Genomic DNA, 18,616 nt, shown 5'->3' with positions numbered 1-18,616 from the left:
TGTACCTCAACTTCACATATAAAAATTAAAATTTTCGTGCAAAACCACAACAGGCTATGACAACGTTCAAAATATTTTGTCATCAGCACCCCGTATCGGGTATTCTGTGCCAGCCTGATAGGCCCTTAGACGAGAACCATTAACTCGTCAAATTATCGCATATTATGCCATTGGCTGAAAAATGTTCAAAATGGCATAAAATCATATGTATTTCTTCCATCATGCCACAATGTTCGTTTGGCATGATGTTAATCATAAATGTCTGAGTCATTATGCGTTACGCTTTTAGACTCCCTGACGTTTTTTTAGCCACGTATCAATAATAGGTACTTCCATGTCGAGTAAGTTAGTACTGGTTCTGAACTGCGGTAGCTCCTCACTGAAATTCGCCATCATCGATGCGCTCAACGGTGACGAATACCTCTCTGGTTTGGCCGAATGTTTCCATCTGCCTGAAGCACGTATCAAGTGGAAGATGGACGGCAGCAAACAGGAAGCGGCTTTAGGTGCAGGCGCCGCTCACAGTGAAGCGCTGAACTTTATCGTTAACACTATTCTGGCACAAAAACCAGAACTGTCTGCTCAGCTGACTGCGATTGGTCACCGTATCGTCCACGGCGGCGAAAAATACACCAGTTCCGTCGTTATCGACGAAACGGTTATTCAGGGCATTAAAGACTCTGCCTCTTTCGCACCGCTGCACAACCCAGCTCACCTGATCGGTATCGCTGAAGCGCTGAAATCCTTCCCGCAGCTGAAAGACAAAAACGTGGCTGTGTTCGACACTGCGTTCCACCAGACCATGCCGGAAGAATCTTACCTCTATGCCCTGCCGTACAGCCTCTACAAAGAGCACGGCGTCCGTCGCTACGGCGCGCACGGCACCAGCCACTTCTATGTGACTCAGGAAGCCGCTAAACTGCTGAACAAGCCGGTTGAAGAAGTTAACATCATCACCTGCCACCTGGGCAACGGTGGTTCTGTTTCTGCTATCCGCAACGGTAAATGTGTTGATACATCCATGGGTCTGACCCCGCTGGAAGGTCTGGTGATGGGTACCCGTTCCGGTGACATCGACCCGGCTATCATCTTCCACCTGCACGACACCCTGGGCATGAGCGTTGATCAGATCAACAAAATGCTGACCAAAGAGTCCGGCCTGCTGGGTCTGACCGAAGTCACCAGCGACTGCCGTTATGTTGAAGACAACTACGCAGAAAAAGCAGACGCTAAACGTGCAATGGACGTTTACTGCCACCGTCTGGCGAAGTACATCGGCTCTTACACTGCGCTGATGGACGGTCGTCTGGACGCGGTTATCTTCACCGGTGGTATCGGTGAGAACGCGGCAATGGTTCGTGAACTGTCCCTGGGTAAACTGGGCGTTCTGGGCTTCGAAGTTGACCACGAGCGTAACCTGGCTGCCCGCTTCGGCAAGTCTGGCTTCATCAACAAAGAAGGCACCCGTCCGGCTATCGTTATCCCAACTAACGAAGAGCTGGTCATCGCGCAAGACGCGCACCGCCTGACTGCCTGATTCCACACCGCCAGCAATGCTGGCGGTGCTGTTTTGTAGCCCGCCCCCTGTCGGCGGTAACGAAAGAGGATAAACCGTGTCCCGTACTATTATGCTGATCCCTACCGGAACCAGCGTCGGTCTGACCAGCGTCAGCCTTGGCGTTATCCGTGCTATGGAACGCAAAGGCGTTCGTCTGAGCGTCTTTAAGCCTATCGCCCAGCCTCGTGCCGGTGGCGATGCGCCAGACCAGACCACCACCATCGTGCGTAAGAACTCCAATCTTCCAGCGGCTGAACCGCTGAAGATGAGCCACGTTGAATCTCTGCTCTCCAGCAATCAGAAAGACGTGCTGATGGAAGAGATCATCGCCAACTATCACGCTAACACGCAAGACGCGGAAGTGGTGCTGGTTGAAGGCCTGGTCCCGACCCGCAAACACCAGTTCGCTCAGTCTCTCAACTTCGAAATCGCGAAAACGCTGAATGCGGAAATCGTGTTCGTCATGTCCCAGGGTACCGATAACCAGGAACAGCTGAAAGAGCGTATCGAACTGACCCGCAGCAGCTTCGGCGGCGCGAAAAATACCAACATCACCGGCGTTATCGTTAACAAACTGAACGCACCGGTTGATGAACAAGGTCGTACCCGTCCTGACCTGTCCGAAATCTTCGATGACTCTTCTAAAGCGAAAGTGGTTAAAGTTGATCCGGCGACTCTGCAGGATTCCAGCCCGCTGCCAGTACTGGGCGTGGTGCCATGGAGCTTCGACCTGATTGCTACCCGTGCAATCGACATGGCGCGTCACCTGAACGCTACCGTGATTAACGAAGGCGACATCAACACCCGCCGCGTGAAGTCTGTGACCTTCTGTGCGCGTAGCATTCCGCACATGCTGGAACACTTCCGCGCAGGCTCCCTGCTCGTGACCTCCGCTGACCGTCCTGACGTGCTGGTTGCTGCGTGTCTGGCCGCGATGAACGGTGTGGAAATCGGTGCCATTCTGCTGACCGGTGCTTACGAGATGGATCCACGCGTAAGCAAGCTGTGCGAGCGTGCGTTCGCCACTGGCCTGCCAGTCTTTATGGTGAACACCAACACCTGGCAGACCTCTCTGAGCCTGCAGAGCTTCAACCTGGAAGTGCCGGTTGATGACCATGAGCGTATCGAGAAAGTGCAGGAATACGTTGCGGGCTACATCAACGCAGACTGGATTGAATCCCTGACGGCAACCTCCGAGCGCAGCCGTCGTCTGTCTCCTCCGGCCTTCCGTTACCAGTTGACCGAGCTGGCGCGTAAAGCGGGCAAACGTGTTGTTCTGCCAGAAGGCGACGAACCACGTACCGTTAAAGCGGCTGCCATCTGTGCAGAGCGCGGCATCGCGACCTGTGTGCTGCTGGGTAACCCGGATGAAATTAACCGCGTTGCTGCCTCTCAGGGCGTTGAGCTGGGTGCAGGTATTGAAATCGTCGACCCGGAAGTGGTTCGCGAAAGCTACGTTGCGCGCCTGGTTGAGCTGCGTAAGAGCAAGGGCATGACCGAAGCCGTTGCGCGTGAGCAGCTTGAAGACAACGTTGTGCTGGGCACGCTGATGCTGGAGCAGGACGAAGTTGACGGTCTGGTTTCCGGTGCGGTTCACACCACGGCGAACACCATCCGTCCACCGCTGCAGCTGATCAAAACGGCGCCAGGCAGTTCTCTGGTGTCTTCCGTGTTCTTCATGCTGCTGCCTGAACAGGTTTACGTTTACGGTGACTGTGCGATCAACCCGGATCCAACTGCAGAGCAGTTGGCTGAGATCGCTATTCAGTCTGCCGATTCCGCGATTGCCTTCGGTATTGAACCTCGCGTGGCAATGCTCTCCTACTCCACCGGTACTTCTGGTGCAGGTAGCGATGTAGAGAAAGTCCGTGAAGCGACGCGTCTGGCGCAGGAAAAACGTCCTGACCTGATGATCGACGGTCCACTGCAGTATGATGCCGCGGTTATGGCTGACGTTGCGAAATCCAAAGCACCGAACTCACCGGTTGCGGGTCGCGCTACCGTGTTCATCTTCCCGGATCTGAACACCGGTAACACCACCTACAAAGCGGTACAGCGTTCTGCAGACCTGATCTCCATCGGGCCAATGCTGCAGGGTATGCGCAAACCTGTGAACGACCTGTCCCGTGGCGCGCTGGTTGACGATATCGTCTACACCATCGCTCTGACCGCGATCCAGTCTTCACAACAGCAGTAATACGTTACTGACTAAAAAGGCGACCCGAAGGTCGCCTTTTTTATTTACAACAACTCCCTCGCCGCCGACACAATGTCGTGTGCCGTCAGGCCATACTCCTTCTGCAGGAAGTCCTGTGTCCCCACCTGGCCGTAACGCTCCTTCACGCCCACCCGACGCATCGGCACCGGACAGGTTTCCACCAGCACTTCCGCCACTGCCGATCCCAGCCCGTTATGAATGCTGTGGTTTTCGCAGGTTACGATACGTCCGGTTTTCTCGGCGTAGTTTTTCACCAGCATCCGGTCAATCGGCTTAAGGGTAAACATGTCGATCACCGCGGCGCTGACGCCCTCCTGTTCGAGCTGACGCGCCGCTTCAAGCGCTTCCGCCACCATAATGCCGTTGGCAATCAGGGTGATGTCACTGCCTTCGCGCAGTACGTTGCCCTTGCCAAGCGTAAATGTCGAACCCGGCGCATACACGCTCGGGGCCTGCTTACGGATGGTACGCACCCAGTAGAAACCTTCGAGGTCAATAAGCTGGCGCAGTACATCTTCAAACATCACCGCATCCGTTACCTCCAGCACCACCGAATGGGCAAGCCCCCGCACGATGCCCATATCTTCGAACGACATATGCGTGCCGCCGTTATGACAGGCCGTCACGCCGGCATCTGAGGCAATGACCTTCACATTGTTACGCTGGTAGTCCAGGGACATAAACAGCTGGTCGAAACAGCGACGGCTGGCGAAGGCGGTAAAGGTATGCACGAACGGCTTGCGTCCGGTCAGCGACAGCCCCGCCGCCGTCCCCATAACGTTAGCTTCCATGATGCCGCAGTTAATCACATGCTGCGGATAATCACGCGCCACGCCATCCATCGCCATTGAGCTCATCAGATCCGCCTCGAGGGCGATAATGTCGCTCCCGGCTTCAATCTGCTGTGCCACAAACCCCGCGTAGACTTTACGCATCTCAACGGCGTCTTTCTGACCTGCAGGTGCAACCTTAATCATGTGAAGCCTCCAGTTGGCGAATCGTCTCGTTGAGGGCCGCCTTGCTCTCGGCGGTTAATCGCAGATGGTGCGAGTTACTCAGTTGCTCCAGATACGGCACGCCCTGCCCTTTGATACTGTCGAGGATCACCACCAGCGGGCGAGCATCCGCCGCCGGAACCAGCGATGTCACCTCCAGCAGTGCCGGAATGTCATCACCTTTCACCGTCACCACGTCAAACCCGAAGGCACGGAATTTTCCTTCCAGATCGAACGCACAGATAATGTCGTCGAGTTCGCCATCAAGCTGCTGTTTGTTCCAGTCAACGAATACCGTCAGGTTATTCAGGCGATGGTGTGCAATAAACTGGAACGCTTCCCAGCACTGCCCTTCGTTCAGCTCGCCGTCGCCGACGATACAGAAAACCCGGTTGGGGCGTCCCGCCAGCTTATGCGACAGCGCCATTCCACCGGCGATGGAAATCCCCTGCCCCAGCGAGCCGGTGGTGGCATCCACGCCGCGCGTTTTTAGCCGGTCCGGATGGCTCGGCAGACGCGTACCGTTCTGGTTCAGCGTGCTCAGCTCTTCCATCGGGAAGTAGCCTTTGATCGCCAGGGTGCTGTACAGCGCGGGACCAGCATGTCCTTTTGACAAGACAAAGTAGTCACGCTCTGGCCAGTCCGGGTCGGCCGGGTCAATTTTCATCACTGCGCCGTACAATACGGCCAGGGTTTCAACAACCGACATACTGCCGCCGTAGTGACCAAAGCCCAGCTGGGTCAGCATTTTCAGCGTTTCAAGGCGGATCTGACGCGCCAGATGGGTTATCTCATTCTCATTCATGATTTGGCTCCGGTGTTTTCCTGCGCGTTATCGCCCGCAGATTTGTTTTTAGCGAACACGTTGTACGCCACCAGCAGTGCGAACAACGCCACAACAAGGCCGGTGATGGCAAGCGGCGACAGGAAGCGCGCCAGGTTACCCAGCACGATCCCGACAGCGCCAAAGTCAGCGTCTGAGAACGTGGTATTGGCAAATCCAATTGCCCCCAACACCGGCAGCAGCAGAACCGGCAGGAAGGTGATCAGCAGGCCGTTGGCAAACGCACCAATCATCGCTCCACGACGCCCCCCGGTGGCGTTACCAAACACGCCCGCGGTAGCGCCGGTGAAGAAGTGCGGCACCACGCCAGGCAGAATCAGCACCCAGCTGAATTGCCCACAGATAAACAGCCCCACCAGCCCGCCAAGGAAGCTGAACAGGAAGCCAATCAGCACCGCATTCGGCGCATACGGATAGACAACCGGGCAGTCCAGAGCCGGACGTGCATTCGGCACCAGTTTTTCAGAAAAGCCGGTAAAGGCCGGGACGATTTCCGCCAGAATCAGGCGCACACCCTGCAGGATGATGAACACCCCCGCGGCGAACGTGATGGCCATGATGATGGCATAGACCAGGTAGTTCTGACCGCCGCTGAAGGTCGCCTCAACGTAGTCACGCCCGGCGCTCACCGCCATGATCAGGTAGATGATCATCATGGTCAGCGAGATGGAGATAGAGCTGTCGCGCAGGAAGCTCAGGTTCTTCGGCAGGTTCATCTCTTCAGTCGAGCGAGAGCCTTTGCCGAACTTGCTGCCAATCCAGCCGGAGAGAACATAGCCCAGGGTACCGAAGTGACCAAAAGCGATGTCATCGTTGCCGGTAATGCGCTTCATGTAACGCTGCGCCAGCGCCGGGAAGAAGGCCATCACCAGACCGAGGATCAGCGACCCGGTAAAGACCAGTCCAACGCCCTCAAAGCCCGCCACGGTGAGGATGACCCCAATCATGCATGCCATGTAGAAGGTGTGATGCCCGGTCAGGAAGATATACTTCAGACGCGTAAAGCGGGCGACAATGATATTTGCCACCATACCGAATGCCATAATCAGCGCGGTAGAGGCACCGTATTTCTCCAGCGCAATGGAAACAATTGCCTCGTTATTGGGAATAATGCCCTGAATATTAAAGGCGTGTTCAAACATTCCGCCTAACGGATTTAATGACCCAACCAGCACCGTAGCCCCGCCGCCAAGCACAATAAAACCGAGTATGGTTTTAATGGTCCCTTTCACCACATCAGAAAAAGATTTCTTTTGAGCGACCAGGCCAATTAAGGCTATTAAGCCCACCAGAACCGACGGGACTTTTAATATATCAACAACGAAATTCAGCGTTTCAAGGATAAACATATCCACCTCGCCTTATCAGGATTATTGTCTGTCGAACCAGGCGCGGAGCTGCGCTTCGAGTTCGTTGATATCAATGATGTTGTTGATCACCACCAGCTGGCTTTCCGGCACGCTGGCACTGGCGGCAATGTCCTTCGCCATCACGAAAAGATCGGCGGCACCCGGCGTTGCCGAGGAGAGATCGGAGTGTTCAACGTCGGCGTCAATGGCCAGCTTCTTGAGCACCTTTTTAATATTCATTTCGACCATAAAACTACTGCCCAGGCCTGAACCGCAAATAGCCATAATTTTCATTGTTGTCCCCTTTTTTTGAGTAGAGCACGCCCCATCACGCTAAACGTAATGTTGTGATAAATCGGATGAGAGAATTAAATCAGAAGCGGTCAATAATCGTTTTAATGTCCTCCAGGGTATTCGCCTGATGCAATTCAGCCATATCGTCGTCGCTGGAAAATAATTCAGCGAGGGCAGAGATCATGTCGATATGGCTATGTTTATCCGGCGCCGCGAGCATAATAATAACATCCACGGGATCGAACTCACCGGCACCAAAAGAGACTCCCTTTTTCAGTTTTAATAATGAGAGGCCTAATCCTTTGGCCCCCTCTTCCGGCCGCGCATGCGGCATGGCCAGCCCTGGTGCCAGCACATAATAAGGTCCTAATGCATGATGCTGCTCAATGATGGCCGTCACGTATTCCGGGCCAATCACCTGCAGATCCAGCAACGGTTTCGCGCATATTTCCAGCGCCTGCGGCCAGCTTTCCACGCTCTCCTGCAGCGTGATGGTTGTATCATATATCCACTTTTTCAGCATTTCTCCGTCCCGCCACAATGCAAAAGATGAGCAAACTTTATTCAACACATCCCTTATTGACTGCGATCGGGATCACAAAGATAGCGCTACCAATCGCTAACATTCAGAAGTGTGATAGCGCTATCAAATTGTAATCATGGCGTGAATTCACAGCAAAAAAAGGGATTTAAGGCGTATACTGCGTTTCACGTGAAACGAAGGATGATAATAAAAACGCGTCTGGTCAGCAGGAAGGTGTATGTCTCTAACCCGAAAACGGCGCAGTACCGGTAAAGTGACACTCGCCGATGTCGCACAGCTTGCCGGGGTGGGCACGATGACCGTGTCCCGTGCACTCCGCACGCCTGAACAGGTTTCCGATAAACTGCGAGAAAAAATAGAAGCCGCTGTACAGGAATTGGGTTACATGCCTAATCTCGCTGCCAGCGCGCTGGCCTCGGCATCGTCATGGACGATTGCGATGGTCGTTCCTAATCTCTCCGAATCCGGTTGCTCGGAGATGTTCGCCGGGCTTCAGCAGGTGCTGCAGCCTGCCGGCTACCAGATCATGCTGGCCGAATCACAGCATCGACTCGAGCAGGAAGAAAAATTGCTGGAGACGCTGCTGGCGTCGAACATTGCCGCTGCGATTTTGCTCAGTGTTGAACACTCCGATACTGTCCGCCACTGGCTGAAAAACGCGTCCATTCCGGTCATGGAGATGGGGGCCATGCGCGCCGATCCTATTGATATGAATATCGGGATTGATAACGTCGCGGCGATGTACGAACTGACGGAGATGGTTATTAAGCGCGGCTACCAGAATATTGGCCTGCTGTGCGCTAACCAGGAGCAGTGGATTTTCCAGCAGCATTTACAGGGCTGGTACAAAGCGATGCTTCGCCACCATATGTCACCAAACCGGGTGATTAACGCCGCCATGCCACCGAGTTTTTCCACGGGTGCGGCGCAACTGCCGGAGTTCCTGCTGGCGTGGCCAGAGCTGGATGCACTGGTGTGCGTGTCGGATGAACTGGCCTGCGGGGCACTTTATGAATGCCAGCGTCGGCGTATAAAAGTACCGGACGATCTGGCCGTGGTGGGTTTTGGCGATAGCGACGTCAGCCGGGTCTGTCAGCCACCGCTGACGACCATGGCAGTGCCACATCGTAAGATTGGGATTGAAGCGGGACGCGCGTTACTGGAACGTCTGAATGATGGAGACTGGCGCGACCATAAACCCATCGCGTCCAGCCTGTGTCTGCGGGAGAGCTGTTGAGGCTTACTCCGCCTCTTCCTCTTTTTCCGCTTTCGTGGATTCGTTTTTAGCGTTGCGGGTCATCCACAGCGCCAGCGCTTTTAACGAATCCGGGGTGAACTCGTCGCAACGCGCGGTAATTTCTTCCGGCGTCATCCAGTTCACTTCGCTCACTTCTTCTTCCTGCAGGGCGAACGGGCCATGGGAAACGCAGCTAAACAGCCCGCCCCAGACGCGGCAATGTTCGTCCTCGAAATAGAACTGACCATGCTCGGCAAACGGCACGCCGGCAATCCCTAACTCTTCTTCCGCTTCACGACGCGCGGAGTCCAGCAGAACTTCATCCGCCTGAACAACGCCGCCTGCAGTTGCATCCAGCATACCAGGGAGAAAATCTTTGGTGTCCGTGCGGCGCTGAACCAGAATTTTGCCCATCCCGTCATGCACAACGATGTATGTCGCACGGTGACGCAGACGCTCCGCGCGCATTTGTTCGCGGCTGGCCTGTGCGATCACTTCATTCTCTTCGTTGACAATGTCAACCCACTCTGTACTTGCCAAATGACTCTGCTCCACCATCGGGAAACCTTCTCGTCTAAGCGCTCTTTCGGCGCGTTTGCAGTTGAGGTGTAACTTACGGATTAATCGCTATTTGCGCAATAACTTGCTGATCATTAAGTGCGATTACGCTTAACGTATTCTCATCGAGCATGCCATAGCTTGCTGGATTTCCACCTTTCGGTATGCTGACCGAACCGGGGTTAAAGTGATATATCTCGCCGCGTTTTTCTGCCACCGGAATATGAGTATGACCGTAAACCAGGACATCGCCAGCCGCCAGTGCCGGGAGATTTTCCGGGCTAAAAAGATGACCATGGGTCAGGAACAGACGGCTATTTTCCATCAGCACCTGTTGCCAGGGGGCCGTGATGGGAAAATCCAGCAACATCTGGTCCACTTCACTGTCGCAGTTACCGCGAACGGCGATAATGCGCGAAGCATACTGGTTGAGTTTTTCCGCTACCTGCGCCGGTGCATAGCCTTCCGGCAGCGCATTGCGCGGACCATGATTTAACACATCCCCCAGAATCACCAGCCATTGCGCCCCGCTTTGAGCAAACAGAGAAAGAACACGCTCGGTCGCGGGCAGCGAACCATGGATATCAGACGCAAACATCAGTTTCATCAGTCACTCCCTGGAAATCAGACTGCCCTATCATACCTGAAGCGTCAGGCTATATCAGCCCGCCCGCTTAGCGGAGAGTGCCACATAGCGCTGCACTGAGGCGCGTTGCCACTGAAACGCGGCATAATCCACCAGCAGCTGAGGCACCTCATCTCCATTGAGGATCAGACGGTTCAGCATCAGCGCCAGATCGGTATCGGCAATACACCACTCGCCGAATAAATTCGGATTACCATGAGCCAGCAGAGAAGTCGCGGTATCGATCAGCTTTTGGGCACTGGCCGCACCGTCTTTACTCAGTGCCGGTTTTTTCACCCCGGCAAACACCACATCCGTGGAGCGTTCCACGCGAATCGGCACCAGATCGCTGCGCAGCCACGCCTGGATCTGACGTGCGCGGGCACGTTTTTGCAGATCGTGAGGGTAGATGCGCTCCCACTCAGGTGGTGCGAACCGATCTTCCAGATACTCATCGATCGCCGACGATTCACTCAGCGCGAAGCCATCAATGTCCAGCACCGGCACGCGACGGGTCAGGGCGTAGCCCTGCCACTGTGGTTTCAGATGTTCACCGCCGCCCAGATCCACCGTCTTTAGCGTAAATGACAGTCCTTTTTCGGCCAGCGCCACGTACGCGCTCAGAACATAGGGAGAAAAGAAATCTGCATCGGACCATAACGTGATTACGGGCTGGTTCATAACATCCTCATCGGCTGATCGGTTTTCATTCAACATATAATCTCTTTGCCTCGCTGTCACTTGATGAAAACTCACGATTTACAACAACCACCTATACTCATTTTTCATGGCGTCACTATTTTCACTGACAGGAGTTGAGAATGATCGACCTTTATTATGCCCCCACCCCGAACGGCCATAAGATCACCCTCTTTCTTGAGGAAGCCGAACTGGATTACAGGATCATTCGCGTGGATATCAGCAAAGGCGATCAGTTCAGTCCTCTCTTTCTGGCTATATCGCCAAACAATAAAATCCCGGCCATTATTGATAACCATCCTGCCGATGGGGGCAAGCCGTTGAGCCTGTTTGAATCCGGAGAAATATTGCTCTATCTGGCAGAGAAGACAGGCAAATTGCTGAGCGGAGAGTTGCGCGAGCGTCACCACACGCTGCAGTGGCTTTTCTGGCAGACGAGCGGTCTGGGGCCAATGCTCGGACAAAACCACCATTTTACCGCCTACGCACCGCAGCCGATTCCTTATGCTATCGAACGCTATCAGGTGGAAACCCAGCGGTTATACGGCGTTCTGAACCGTCGGCTGGAGAAAGCACCGTGGCTCGGCGGGGATCATTACAGCATCGCCGACATTGCCTGCTGGCCCTGGGTGAATACCCATGAAAAGCACCGCATTGACCTGGCGTCTTACCCGGCGGTGAACAACTGGTTTGAACGAATCCGCACGCGTCCGGCCACCGAACGCGCCATGCAAAAAATCCAGCAAATTTAAGCCGGTGGCTGGTGTGTGCCGGAGAGGCTCTCATGTATTATGTGAAGGAAATTCTGACACGGAGAAGACCTGCAATGTCACAGCATGACGCTATTATTCGTATAAAAAATTTACGCCTACGCACCTTCATCGGTATCAAAGAGGAAGAGATCGCCAACCGTCAGGATATCGTGATTAATGTGGTTATCCACTACCCGGCTGATAAAGCGCGGGCCAGCGAAGATATTAATGATGCGCTGAACTACCGCACGATAACCAAAAAAATCATCCAGTACGTGGAAAACAACCGCTTCTCTTTACTGGAAAAATTAACTCAGGATGTGCTCGACATCGCACGCGATCATCACTGGGTCACTTATGCTGAAGTAGAGATCGATAAACTTCACGCCCTGCGTTACGCCGATTCCGTCTCGATGACGTTAAGCTGGCAACGCCAGGCGTAACCCTGGAGGTTGTATGAAGATTTTGCTGACCGGCGGTACCGGCCTGATTGGTCGCCATCTCATTGCGCGTCTGCAGGCGTTGCATCACGACATCACCGTGGTGACGCGCAGTCCAGAGAAAGCGCGCCAGGTACTGGGCGCAGGTATCGACATCTGGAGAAATCTGGCCGAGCAGCAGAATCTGGACGGGTTTGACGCCGTCATCAACCTGGCAGGCGAACCGATCGCCGATAAGCGCTGGACGGAAGAACAAAAACAGCTCCTGTGCAGCAGCCGGTGGACCCTTACCGAGAAGCTGGTTGAGCTTATCCGCAACAGTCATACCCCGCCGTCGGTTCTCATTTCGGGTTCTGCCGTAGGGTATTACGGCGATCTCGGCGAGGTGGTGGTAACGGAAGAAGAGCCGCCCCACAACGAGTTCACCCATAAACTTTGCGCCCAGTGGGAGCGTATCGCCTGTGCTGCGCAAGGCGATCATACCCGCGTCTGCCTGCTACGCACCGGTGTGGTCCTTGCCCCGAAAGGCGGCATTCTGGCGAAGATGCTCCCCCCTTTCAGGCTCGGTCTTGGCGGGCCAATCGGCAATGGCCGTCAGTATCTGGCGTGGATCCATATCGACGATATGGTCAACGGTATTCTCTGGCTGCTGGATAACGATCTGCGCGGGCCGTTTAATATGGTTGCGCCCTACCCGGTGCGAAATGAACAGTTTGCCCATGCTCTCGGACATGCCCTGCATCGCCCGGCGATTTTGCGCGTGCCTGCTACGGTGATCCGCCTGATGATGGGTGAAGCGTCCGTGCTGGTGTTAGGCGGGCAACGGGCCCTGCCAAAACGACTGGAAGCGGCCGGGTTTGCGTTCCGCTGGTATGACTTAGAAGAGGCGCTGGGGGATGTGGTGAGATAATGTTACAGTGATATGCCATGTTCCGACGAAATGGCATATCTATGGCAACCATTACCACTCCCCGGCTCCACCTCACGCCCTTCGAACCCACTGACTGGCCTTTTTTCCGTGCCCTGCGCGAGGATCGCGCCATCATGCAGTATATGGCCGCTATCGCCCCGGAAAAAGAGACCCGACGCCTGTTTGCCGCACGTCTGACGGCAGCGCATGTGTTCGTTATCCGCTTACGCGATGAAGAGACCCCGCTGGGCGATATCGGCCTGCAAATCAGCGCTGAAAATCGTGAAGAGGCGGATATTGGCTATACGGTCGTGCCTGCCGCGCAGGGCCAGGGCATCGCCAGTGAGGCACTGCGCGCGGTGTGTGACTACGCATTTAACCAGACGGGCGTAAAGGCGATTAACGCATATGTGCTGGCAGACAACGGCGGGTCAGTCCGGGTACTGGAGAAAGCGGGTTTTGTGCGCACGCAGGTGCTGGAAAAAGCGTATGAGATTAACGGTGTGCGGTATGACGACTGGGTGTATCGACTGGAGTGTGGTGCGGTCTGATGCCCACACTCCGGCCCTCTCCCACCGGGAGAGGGGAAAGGCAAAACCTACTTCAAAGACCCCTTCAGGAACTGCTGCAAACGCGGGCTTTGCGGGTTCGCTAACACCTCATCGGGATGCCCCTGCTCTTCGATTTTACCCTGATGCAGGAAGATGACGTGGTTAGAAACGTTCCGGGCAAAGCCCATCTCGTGCGTCACCACCACCATCGTTTTGCCCTCTTCGGCGAGCTTCTGCATGATGCGCAGCACTTCGCCAACGAGTTCTGGGTCCAGCGCGGAAGTCGGTTCGTCGAACAGCAAGACTTCCGGCTCCATCGCCAGCGCGCGGGCAATGGATACACGCTGCTGCTGCCCGCCGGACAGATGTACCGGATACTTCATCTGCTGGCGCTCATCAATACCCACTTTCGCCAGGTATTTCACCGCACGGTCGCGGGCGTCCTGTTTGCTGAGACCCAGCACCTGGATTGGCGCTTCCATTACGTTCTCCAGCACCGTCATATGGCTCCAGAGATTAAAGTGCTGGAAAACCATCGTCAGGCGCGTACGCAACAGACGTAGCTGATTTTTATCCGCCACCTTCAGCTGGCCGTCTTTGTCACGCACCAGATTGATGTTCTGCCCGCTCACCACAATTGAGCCTTCGCTCGGTTTTTCGAGGAAGTTAATGCAGCGCAGGAAAGTGCTTTTACCGGAGCCGGATGAGCCGATAATACTGATGACATCGCCCGCGTTTGCCTGCAGCGACACCCCTTTCAGCACTTCATGTTCGCCGTAGCGTTTGTGCAGATCAATAACGTTTAATTTGTTCTCAGCCATCATCATTCTCAGTGCGTCGAAGAAGGTTTTATATGCTGCAACCAGCGTTTTTCTGCCTTACGGAACAGGCTAATCAGGACGTATGAAATTATCAAATAAAGCACTGCCGCAATACCGAATGCGGTAAACGGCTGATAGGTTGCCGAGTTAATATCCCGGGCAATCTTCAGTAAGTCCGGCACCGTGGCGGTAAAGGCCAGCGCCGTGGAGTGCAGCATCAGAATCACTTCGTTACTGTACGCCGGTAACGCAATACGCAGCGCCGACGGCAGAATGATGCAACGGTAAAGCTTCACGGAGGAGAAGCCGTACGCACGCGCCGCTTCAATTTCACCGTACGGGACAGAGCGAATCGCCCCTGCGAAAATCTCGGTGGTATAGGCGCAGGTATTGAGCGTCAATGCCAGCACCGTACAGTTCAGACCGCTGCGGAAGAACGCATTGAGCATTTCAGTGCCTTTTACGATCTCAAGCGTGTACATCCCCGAATAGAACACCAGCAGCTGCACGTATAGCGGCGTACCGCGAAACACATAGGTAAACAACCAGATTGGGAACTGGATAAATTTATTGTTCGACACACGACCAATGGCAAGAAATACCGCCAGAATGCCGCCCATCACCACGGAGGAGATCAGAAGCCAGAGCGTAATGGCGACGCCGGTGAAGCGATAGCCATCTGTCCACAGCAGCGATTTCCAGTATTCCTGAATAATCTCAATCACAGATCAGCCCTCTTCACACCCACGGAGTAGCGACGTTCGAGCAGAAGCAGCACACCATTGGAGGCGGTCGTAAAGACCAGATAGATTACGCCACATACCACCGCAAAGTAGAACGGTTCCCAGGTGCTTTTGCCGGCAAGCTGGGTCGCTTTCACCACATCTTCCAGGCCAAGCAGAGAGACCAGCGCGGTTGCCTTAAGAATAACCTGCCAGTTGTTACCGATACCTGGAAGCGCATAGCGCATCATGGCCGGGAACATGATTCGACGAAACGTCTGTGAGGAGGTGAAACCGAATGCGGTTGCCGCTTCAATGTGGCCTTTCGGCACAGCCATATACGCGCCGCGGAAGGTTTCGGTGAAGTAGGCCCCGTAGATAAAACCGAGCGTAATAATACCGGCCACCATCGGGTCGATATCGATTTGTCCCATACCCATTGCGTCCGTCACGCTGTTAAGCGCAATCTGCAGACCGTAAAAGATCAGAAGCATCAGCACCAGATCGGGAACACCGCGAATCAGCGTCGTATAGCCTTCAAAAATCAGCGCCAGCGGCTTGTTAGCCGAAAGCTTCGCCCCTGCGCCCGCCAGACCTATCAGCACCGCCAGCACCACGGAGCTGAGAGCCAGCTCAAGGGTGACAAGCGCGCCCTGTAAAATAACGCCAGAAAATCCGTACAGCATACCGCGAGCCCTGTCGTATCGTGAGTGGTGGAACCGTGTCTTTTCCCCTCCCACAGTGGGAGGGGCTGCACGTTATTTGACGGGGCGATTAGCCGCCGTAAACATTGAAATCGAAGTATTTTTTCGCAATTTTCTCGTACGTGCCGTCAGCGCGCATTTCGGCAAACGCTTTGTTCAGCGCTTCACGCAGTTCGTTGTCTTCCTTGCGCAGGCCCATACCGGTGCCTACACCAAACAACTTCACATCCTTGATGGATGGACCGCCAAACTTATAGTCTTTGCCGACCGGCTGCTTCAGGAAGCCTTCGCTCGCCGCGACTTCATCCTGGAATGCTGCGTCAATGCGACCTGCCGTCAGGTCAGCGTAGATATTTTCCTGGCCCTGATAAGAGACGATTTCAATCCCTTTCGGTGCCCAGTGTTCGTTACCGTAGGTTTCCTGAGTGGTCCCCTGCAGCACGCCCACGCGTTTGCCTTTCAGCGACTCGAGAGTGGGCTGAATGTCGGAAGATTTGGCGACGACCAGACGTGAATCTGCCGCGTAGAGTTTGTCCGTGAAAGCAATCTCCTGCTGGCGTTTTTCAGTAATGGAGAGCGAGGACATAATCACGTCGATTTTTTTCGCTTTCAGCGACGGGATCAGCGCATCCAGTGGGTTCTCAACGTAGGTACACTGCGCTTTGATGCGTTTGCACAGTTCGTTGGCCAGATCGATGTCAAAACCAACCAATTCACCTTTAGAATTCTTCGATTCGAACGGTGCATAGGTAGGATCGGTACCGATTCGAATTTTCTGCGGAATTGCTGCGAATGCCGCGGTGGCGCTGGAAAAGGCCAGCACCAGAGAAAGTGACAATACTAGTTTTTTCATATCTGTCCTCAACAAACTGTCTACATACGGGATTTTTACGACGACGGGGTGGTGCTAATGTGCCATCAATCCCCTCCGTCAGGCAAAGAATAATGCCTTTGAGCCGGGATTTTTTGCATTATAAATGCGTAAGTATGCACACAGCGATCCAATACAGTGCATTAATTGCACCATATTGGATCATCCCGCCCGACAATGCACCTCAGCAGTGCATTGTCGTCAGGTATTAGTCACCGTAGACGTTGAAGTCGAAGTATTTCTTCGCCAGTTTGTCGTAGGTACCGTCTTTACGCAGCTCAGCAAACGCTTTGTCGAAGGCGGCTTTCAGCTCGGTATCATCCTTACGCAAGCCGATACCCGTACCGTCACCAAAGTACTTTTTGTCTTTCACGGACGGGCCAGCAAAAGCGTACTCTTTGCCCGCTGGCTGTTTCAGGAAGCCTTCGCTCGCGGCGACTTCATCCTGGAATGCCGCATCCAGACGGCCTGCCGCCAGGTCAGAGTAGATCAGATCCTGGTTCTGGTACGCCACCACGTCGACGCCCTTTTCACGCCAGTTCGCATTGGCAAACCCTTCCTGCGTTGAGCCCTGAAGCACGCCGACATGCTTGCCTTTCAGCGAGTCGATGGTGGGTTGAATCGGGGAGCCTTTAGCGGCAATCAGACGTGAATCTGCAGCGTAAAGCTTGTCAGAGAAGGCAATCTCCTGCTGACGTTTTTCGGTGATAGAGAGAGAAGAGATAATGGCGTCGATTTTCTTGGCTTTCAGCGACGGGATTAACGCATCAAAGTCGCTGCCCACCCATGTGCATTTCACCGCAATGCGTTTGCACATTTCATTTCCCAGATCGATATCAAACCCAACGAAATCGCCTTTCGCATCCTTGGAAGAGAATGGCGCGTAGGTTGCGTCTGTACCGATACGAACTGTCTGTGGAAGCGCTGCGTAGCTACCTGCTGCCGCACTTAACCCCACCAGCAAAGACAGAGCCAGAACCGTCTTCTTCATACATTTACCCTCAAGTACCGTGATTTTATTATGTATTGTGTTGTGTGTTGTGTTGCAGGCTTCTCTTGCAGGTCTTATGCCACATTGCCGTCTGGTGAAAAGTTCGACGTTAAATATGTTAATAAAACGTTGCGATATTGCCTTAATGGTGAAAGATAGCAGGTCTGCCGAACGAACCGGAAAGAGAAAAAGGGAAAAAGCGAATTAAATGTCGAGGATATGATCGCCGTTGCATAATTGCCCTGAAACAGGGCACGTTATCTTTTCATGCACGCTGTGGGTGCACAGATTCAGGCACCCTGCCAACGGGTGAAAAGGTCTTCAGGCAGGTCGATATCAAACTGATCGAGAACGCGGTTAACCGTCTGATTAATCACATCATCCAGTGAAACGGGTCGGTGATAGAACGCCGGTACCGGTGGCATGATCACCGCGCCGAGTTCAGCAGCCTGAGTCATTAAACGCAGATGTCCCAGGTGCAGCGGCGTTTCCCGCACGCAGAGAACCAGAGGACGGCGCTCCTTCAGCACCACGTCCGCGGCGCGGGTCACCAGCGTGTCGGTATAGCTGTTTACAATGCCGGAGAGCGTTTTAATGGAACAAGGCAGGATAACCATACCCGCCGTTTTAAACGAGCCAGAGGAGATGCTGGCGGCGATATCGCGGGCATCGTGAACCACATCCGCCAGCGCCTGGACATCACGCAGTGAGAGGTCGGTTTCAAGAGAGAGGGTCTGACGTGCCGCCTGGCTCATGACCAGATGCGTTTCCACTTCTGCCACGTCACGCAGCACCTGTAACAGACGTACGCCGTAAATCGCGCCACTGGCACCACTGAGCCCAACAATGAGTCGTTTCATGATTTTCGCCCTAACTGATTTCAGGGAAGACTGTGCAGGATTTTACGGGGAGTTGCAAGTGAGGGCAAATGCC

At 54.3% G+C, this 18,616-nt stretch carries 21 protein-coding genes; 7 read left to right on the top strand and 14 right to left on the bottom strand.

All coding sequences use genetic code 11. From position 1 onward, the window contains the following. The first annotated feature begins 334 nt into the window (after nt 1–334). Both ackA and pta read left to right on the top strand, forming a co-directional pair. On the top strand, nt 335–1,537 hold the full coding sequence (ackA, locus tag L466_RS14315) for an acetate kinase (protein ID WP_032680553.1): 1,203 nt from the start codon (nt 335–337) through the stop codon (nt 1,535–1,537). A 76-nt stretch (nt 1,538–1,613) separates the two neighbouring features. Continuing rightward, nucleotides 1,614–3,755 carry a phosphate acetyltransferase gene (gene pta, locus L466_RS14320; RefSeq protein ID WP_014171009.1) on the top strand — a complete coding sequence of 714 codons (2,142 nt, stop codon included), beginning with the start codon at nt 1,614–1,616 and terminating at the stop codon, nt 3,753–3,755. A gap of 44 nt (nt 3,756–3,799) precedes the next feature. On the opposite strand, the gene L466_RS14325 is transcribed toward pta, so the two are convergent. From L466_RS14325 to L466_RS14345, 5 genes are all read right to left on the bottom strand, one after another. Beyond that, nucleotides 3,800–4,753, bottom strand: a complete 954-nt coding sequence (locus L466_RS14325) for a transketolase family protein (RefSeq protein ID WP_025203581.1) — start codon at nt 4,751–4,753, stop codon at nt 3,800–3,802. Further along, on the bottom strand, nt 4,746–5,576 hold the full coding sequence (locus tag L466_RS14330; RefSeq protein WP_014171011.1) for a transketolase: 831 nt from the start codon (nt 5,574–5,576) through the stop codon (nt 4,746–4,748). The genes L466_RS14325 and L466_RS14330 overlap by 8 nt, the downstream gene beginning before the upstream one ends. Next, nucleotides 5,573–6,964: a PTS ascorbate transporter subunit IIC gene (locus L466_RS14335; protein WP_020883137.1), complete on the bottom strand. Its 1,392-nt coding sequence runs from the start codon at nt 6,962–6,964 to the stop codon at nt 5,573–5,575. The genes L466_RS14330 and L466_RS14335 overlap by 4 nt, the downstream gene beginning before the upstream one ends. 21 nt (nt 6,965–6,985) lie before the next feature. Then, nucleotides 6,986–7,258 carry a PTS sugar transporter subunit IIB gene (locus L466_RS14340; RefSeq protein ID WP_014171013.1) on the bottom strand — a complete coding sequence of 91 codons (273 nt, stop codon included), beginning with the start codon at nt 7,256–7,258 and terminating at the stop codon, nt 6,986–6,988. Nucleotides 7,259–7,337: 79 nt separating this feature from the next. Continuing rightward, on the bottom strand, nt 7,338–7,781 hold the full coding sequence (locus tag L466_RS14345; RefSeq protein WP_025203579.1) for a PTS sugar transporter subunit IIA: 444 nt from the start codon (nt 7,779–7,781) through the stop codon (nt 7,338–7,340). 238 nt (nt 7,782–8,019) lie between these two features. Here L466_RS14345 and L466_RS14350 point away from each other — a divergent pair, with 238 nt between their 5' ends. Continuing rightward, nucleotides 8,020–9,039, top strand: coding sequence for a LacI family DNA-binding transcriptional regulator (locus tag L466_RS14350; protein ID WP_014171015.1), 1,020 nt, complete (start codon nt 8,020–8,022; stop codon nt 9,037–9,039). A gap of 3 nt (nt 9,040–9,042) precedes the next feature. Here the strand turns inward: L466_RS14350 and yfcD are convergent, their stop codons facing one another. Genes yfcD through yfcF form a run of 3 tightly spaced genes read right to left on the bottom strand, consistent with a single transcriptional unit; the run spans nt 9,043 to nt 10,903 of the window. Further along, on the bottom strand, nt 9,043–9,597 hold the full coding sequence (yfcD, locus tag L466_RS14355) for an NUDIX hydrolase YfcD (RefSeq protein ID WP_014171016.1): 555 nt from the start codon (nt 9,595–9,597) through the stop codon (nt 9,043–9,045). A 55-nt stretch (nt 9,598–9,652) separates the two neighbouring features. Beyond that, entirely contained in the window at nt 9,653–10,204 is a 552-nt protein-coding gene (gene yfcE, locus L466_RS14360; protein ID WP_032680552.1) for a phosphodiesterase, read from the bottom strand. Between the two features lie 54 nt (nt 10,205–10,258). Continuing rightward, a complete protein-coding gene (gene yfcF / locus L466_RS14365) occupies nt 10,259–10,903 on the bottom strand; it encodes a glutathione transferase (protein WP_032681959.1) in 645 nt (214 codons plus the stop codon). A gap of 140 nt (nt 10,904–11,043) precedes the next feature. Between yfcF and yfcG the strand changes: the two genes are divergently transcribed. From yfcG to L466_RS14385, 4 genes are all read left to right on the top strand, one after another. Beyond that, a complete protein-coding gene (gene yfcG, locus L466_RS14370; RefSeq protein ID WP_020883132.1) occupies nt 11,044–11,673 on the top strand; it encodes a GSH-dependent disulfide bond oxidoreductase in 630 nt (209 codons plus the stop codon). Nucleotides 11,674–11,747: 74 nt separating this feature from the next. Further along, entirely contained in the window at nt 11,748–12,116 is a 369-nt protein-coding gene (gene folX / locus L466_RS14375; protein WP_032680550.1) for a dihydroneopterin triphosphate 2'-epimerase, read from the top strand. A 13-nt stretch (nt 12,117–12,129) separates the two neighbouring features. Beyond that, a complete protein-coding gene (locus L466_RS14380) occupies nt 12,130–13,023 on the top strand; it encodes a TIGR01777 family oxidoreductase (RefSeq protein ID WP_032680549.1) in 894 nt (297 codons plus the stop codon). 41 nt (nt 13,024–13,064) lie between these two features. Beyond that, complete coding sequence (locus L466_RS14385) at nt 13,065–13,574, top strand: GNAT family N-acetyltransferase (protein ID WP_032678617.1); 510 nt, start codon at nt 13,065–13,067, stop codon at nt 13,572–13,574. A 47-nt stretch (nt 13,575–13,621) separates the two neighbouring features. Here the strand turns inward: L466_RS14385 and hisP are convergent, their stop codons facing one another. From hisP to L466_RS14415, 6 genes are all read right to left on the bottom strand, one after another. Continuing rightward, nucleotides 13,622–14,395 (bottom strand): histidine ABC transporter ATP-binding protein HisP, encoded by a 774-nt coding sequence (hisP, locus tag L466_RS14390; protein WP_020883129.1) that lies wholly within the window; start codon nt 14,393–14,395, stop codon nt 13,622–13,624. A gap of 8 nt (nt 14,396–14,403) precedes the next feature. Next, nucleotides 14,404–15,120, bottom strand: a complete 717-nt coding sequence (locus L466_RS14395; protein ID WP_008502590.1) for an ABC transporter permease — start codon at nt 15,118–15,120, stop codon at nt 14,404–14,406. Continuing rightward, nucleotides 15,117–15,803 (bottom strand): histidine ABC transporter permease HisQ, encoded by a 687-nt coding sequence (locus tag L466_RS14400; RefSeq protein WP_020883127.1) that lies wholly within the window; start codon nt 15,801–15,803, stop codon nt 15,117–15,119. Before L466_RS14400 ends, L466_RS14395 begins: the two co-directional genes overlap by 4 nt. Before the next feature lie 88 nt (nt 15,804–15,891). Beyond that, entirely contained in the window at nt 15,892–16,674 is a 783-nt protein-coding gene (gene hisJ / locus L466_RS14405; protein ID WP_020883126.1) for a histidine ABC transporter substrate-binding protein HisJ, read from the bottom strand. A 226-nt stretch (nt 16,675–16,900) separates the two neighbouring features. Next, complete coding sequence (gene argT / locus L466_RS14410; protein WP_014171026.1) at nt 16,901–17,683, bottom strand: lysine/arginine/ornithine ABC transporter substrate-binding protein ArgT; 783 nt, start codon at nt 17,681–17,683, stop codon at nt 16,901–16,903. Between the two features lie 290 nt (nt 17,684–17,973). Beyond that, complete coding sequence (locus L466_RS14415; protein ID WP_014171027.1) at nt 17,974–18,543, bottom strand: UbiX family flavin prenyltransferase; 570 nt, start codon at nt 18,541–18,543, stop codon at nt 17,974–17,976. Nucleotides 18,544–18,616 lie beyond the last annotated feature (73 nt).

Origin of the sequence: Enterobacter sp. BIDMC 30, assembly GCF_000534355.1 — a bacterium.
Taxonomy (GTDB): Bacteria; Pseudomonadota; Gammaproteobacteria; order Enterobacterales; family Enterobacteriaceae; genus Enterobacter; species Enterobacter ludwigii.
This window is presented reverse-complemented; position numbering and strand designations above follow the sequence as displayed.

Excerpts from the sequence above, each read along its gene's own strand:
- yfcE (WP_032680552.1), bottom strand. The coding sequence starts at position 10,204 with ATGAAACTGATGTTTGCGTCTGATATCCATGGTTCGCTGCCCGCGACC.
- hisJ (WP_020883126.1), bottom strand. The coding sequence starts at position 16,674 with ATGAAAAAACTAGTATTGTCACTTTCTCTGGTGCTGGCCTTTTCCAGC.
- L466_RS14350 (WP_014171015.1), top strand. The coding sequence starts at position 8,020 with ATGTCTCTAACCCGAAAACGGCGCAGTACCGGTAAAGTGACACTCGCC.
- yfcF (WP_032681959.1), bottom strand. The coding sequence starts at position 10,903 with ATGAACCAGCCCGTAATCACGTTATGGTCCGATGCAGATTTCTTTTCT.
- hisP (WP_020883129.1), bottom strand. The coding sequence starts at position 14,395 with ATGGCTGAGAACAAATTAAACGTTATTGATCTGCACAAACGCTACGGC.
- L466_RS14330 (WP_014171011.1), bottom strand. The coding sequence starts at position 5,576 with ATGAATGAGAATGAGATAACCCATCTGGCGCGTCAGATCCGCCTTGAA.
- argT (WP_014171026.1), bottom strand. The coding sequence starts at position 17,683 with ATGAAGAAGACGGTTCTGGCTCTGTCTTTGCTGGTGGGGTTAAGTGCG.
- L466_RS14325 (WP_025203581.1), bottom strand. The coding sequence starts at position 4,753 with ATGATTAAGGTTGCACCTGCAGGTCAGAAAGACGCCGTTGAGATGCGT.
- ackA (WP_032680553.1), top strand. The coding sequence starts at position 335 with ATGTCGAGTAAGTTAGTACTGGTTCTGAACTGCGGTAGCTCCTCACTG.
- L466_RS14400 (WP_020883127.1), bottom strand. The coding sequence starts at position 15,803 with ATGCTGTACGGATTTTCTGGCGTTATTTTACAGGGCGCGCTTGTCACC.
- folX (WP_032680550.1), top strand. The coding sequence starts at position 11,748 with ATGTCACAGCATGACGCTATTATTCGTATAAAAAATTTACGCCTACGC.
- L466_RS14335 (WP_020883137.1), bottom strand. The coding sequence starts at position 6,964 with ATGTTTATCCTTGAAACGCTGAATTTCGTTGTTGATATATTAAAAGTC.
- L466_RS14345 (WP_025203579.1), bottom strand. The coding sequence starts at position 7,781 with ATGCTGAAAAAGTGGATATATGATACAACCATCACGCTGCAGGAGAGC.
- L466_RS14415 (WP_014171027.1), bottom strand. The coding sequence starts at position 18,543 with ATGAAACGACTCATTGTTGGGCTCAGTGGTGCCAGTGGCGCGATTTAC.
- L466_RS14385 (WP_032678617.1), top strand. The coding sequence starts at position 13,065 with ATGGCAACCATTACCACTCCCCGGCTCCACCTCACGCCCTTCGAACCC.
- L466_RS14380 (WP_032680549.1), top strand. The coding sequence starts at position 12,130 with ATGAAGATTTTGCTGACCGGCGGTACCGGCCTGATTGGTCGCCATCTC.
- yfcG (WP_020883132.1), top strand. The coding sequence starts at position 11,044 with ATGATCGACCTTTATTATGCCCCCACCCCGAACGGCCATAAGATCACC.
- yfcD (WP_014171016.1), bottom strand. The coding sequence starts at position 9,597 with ATGGTGGAGCAGAGTCATTTGGCAAGTACAGAGTGGGTTGACATTGTC.
- L466_RS14340 (WP_014171013.1), bottom strand. The coding sequence starts at position 7,258 with ATGAAAATTATGGCTATTTGCGGTTCAGGCCTGGGCAGTAGTTTTATG.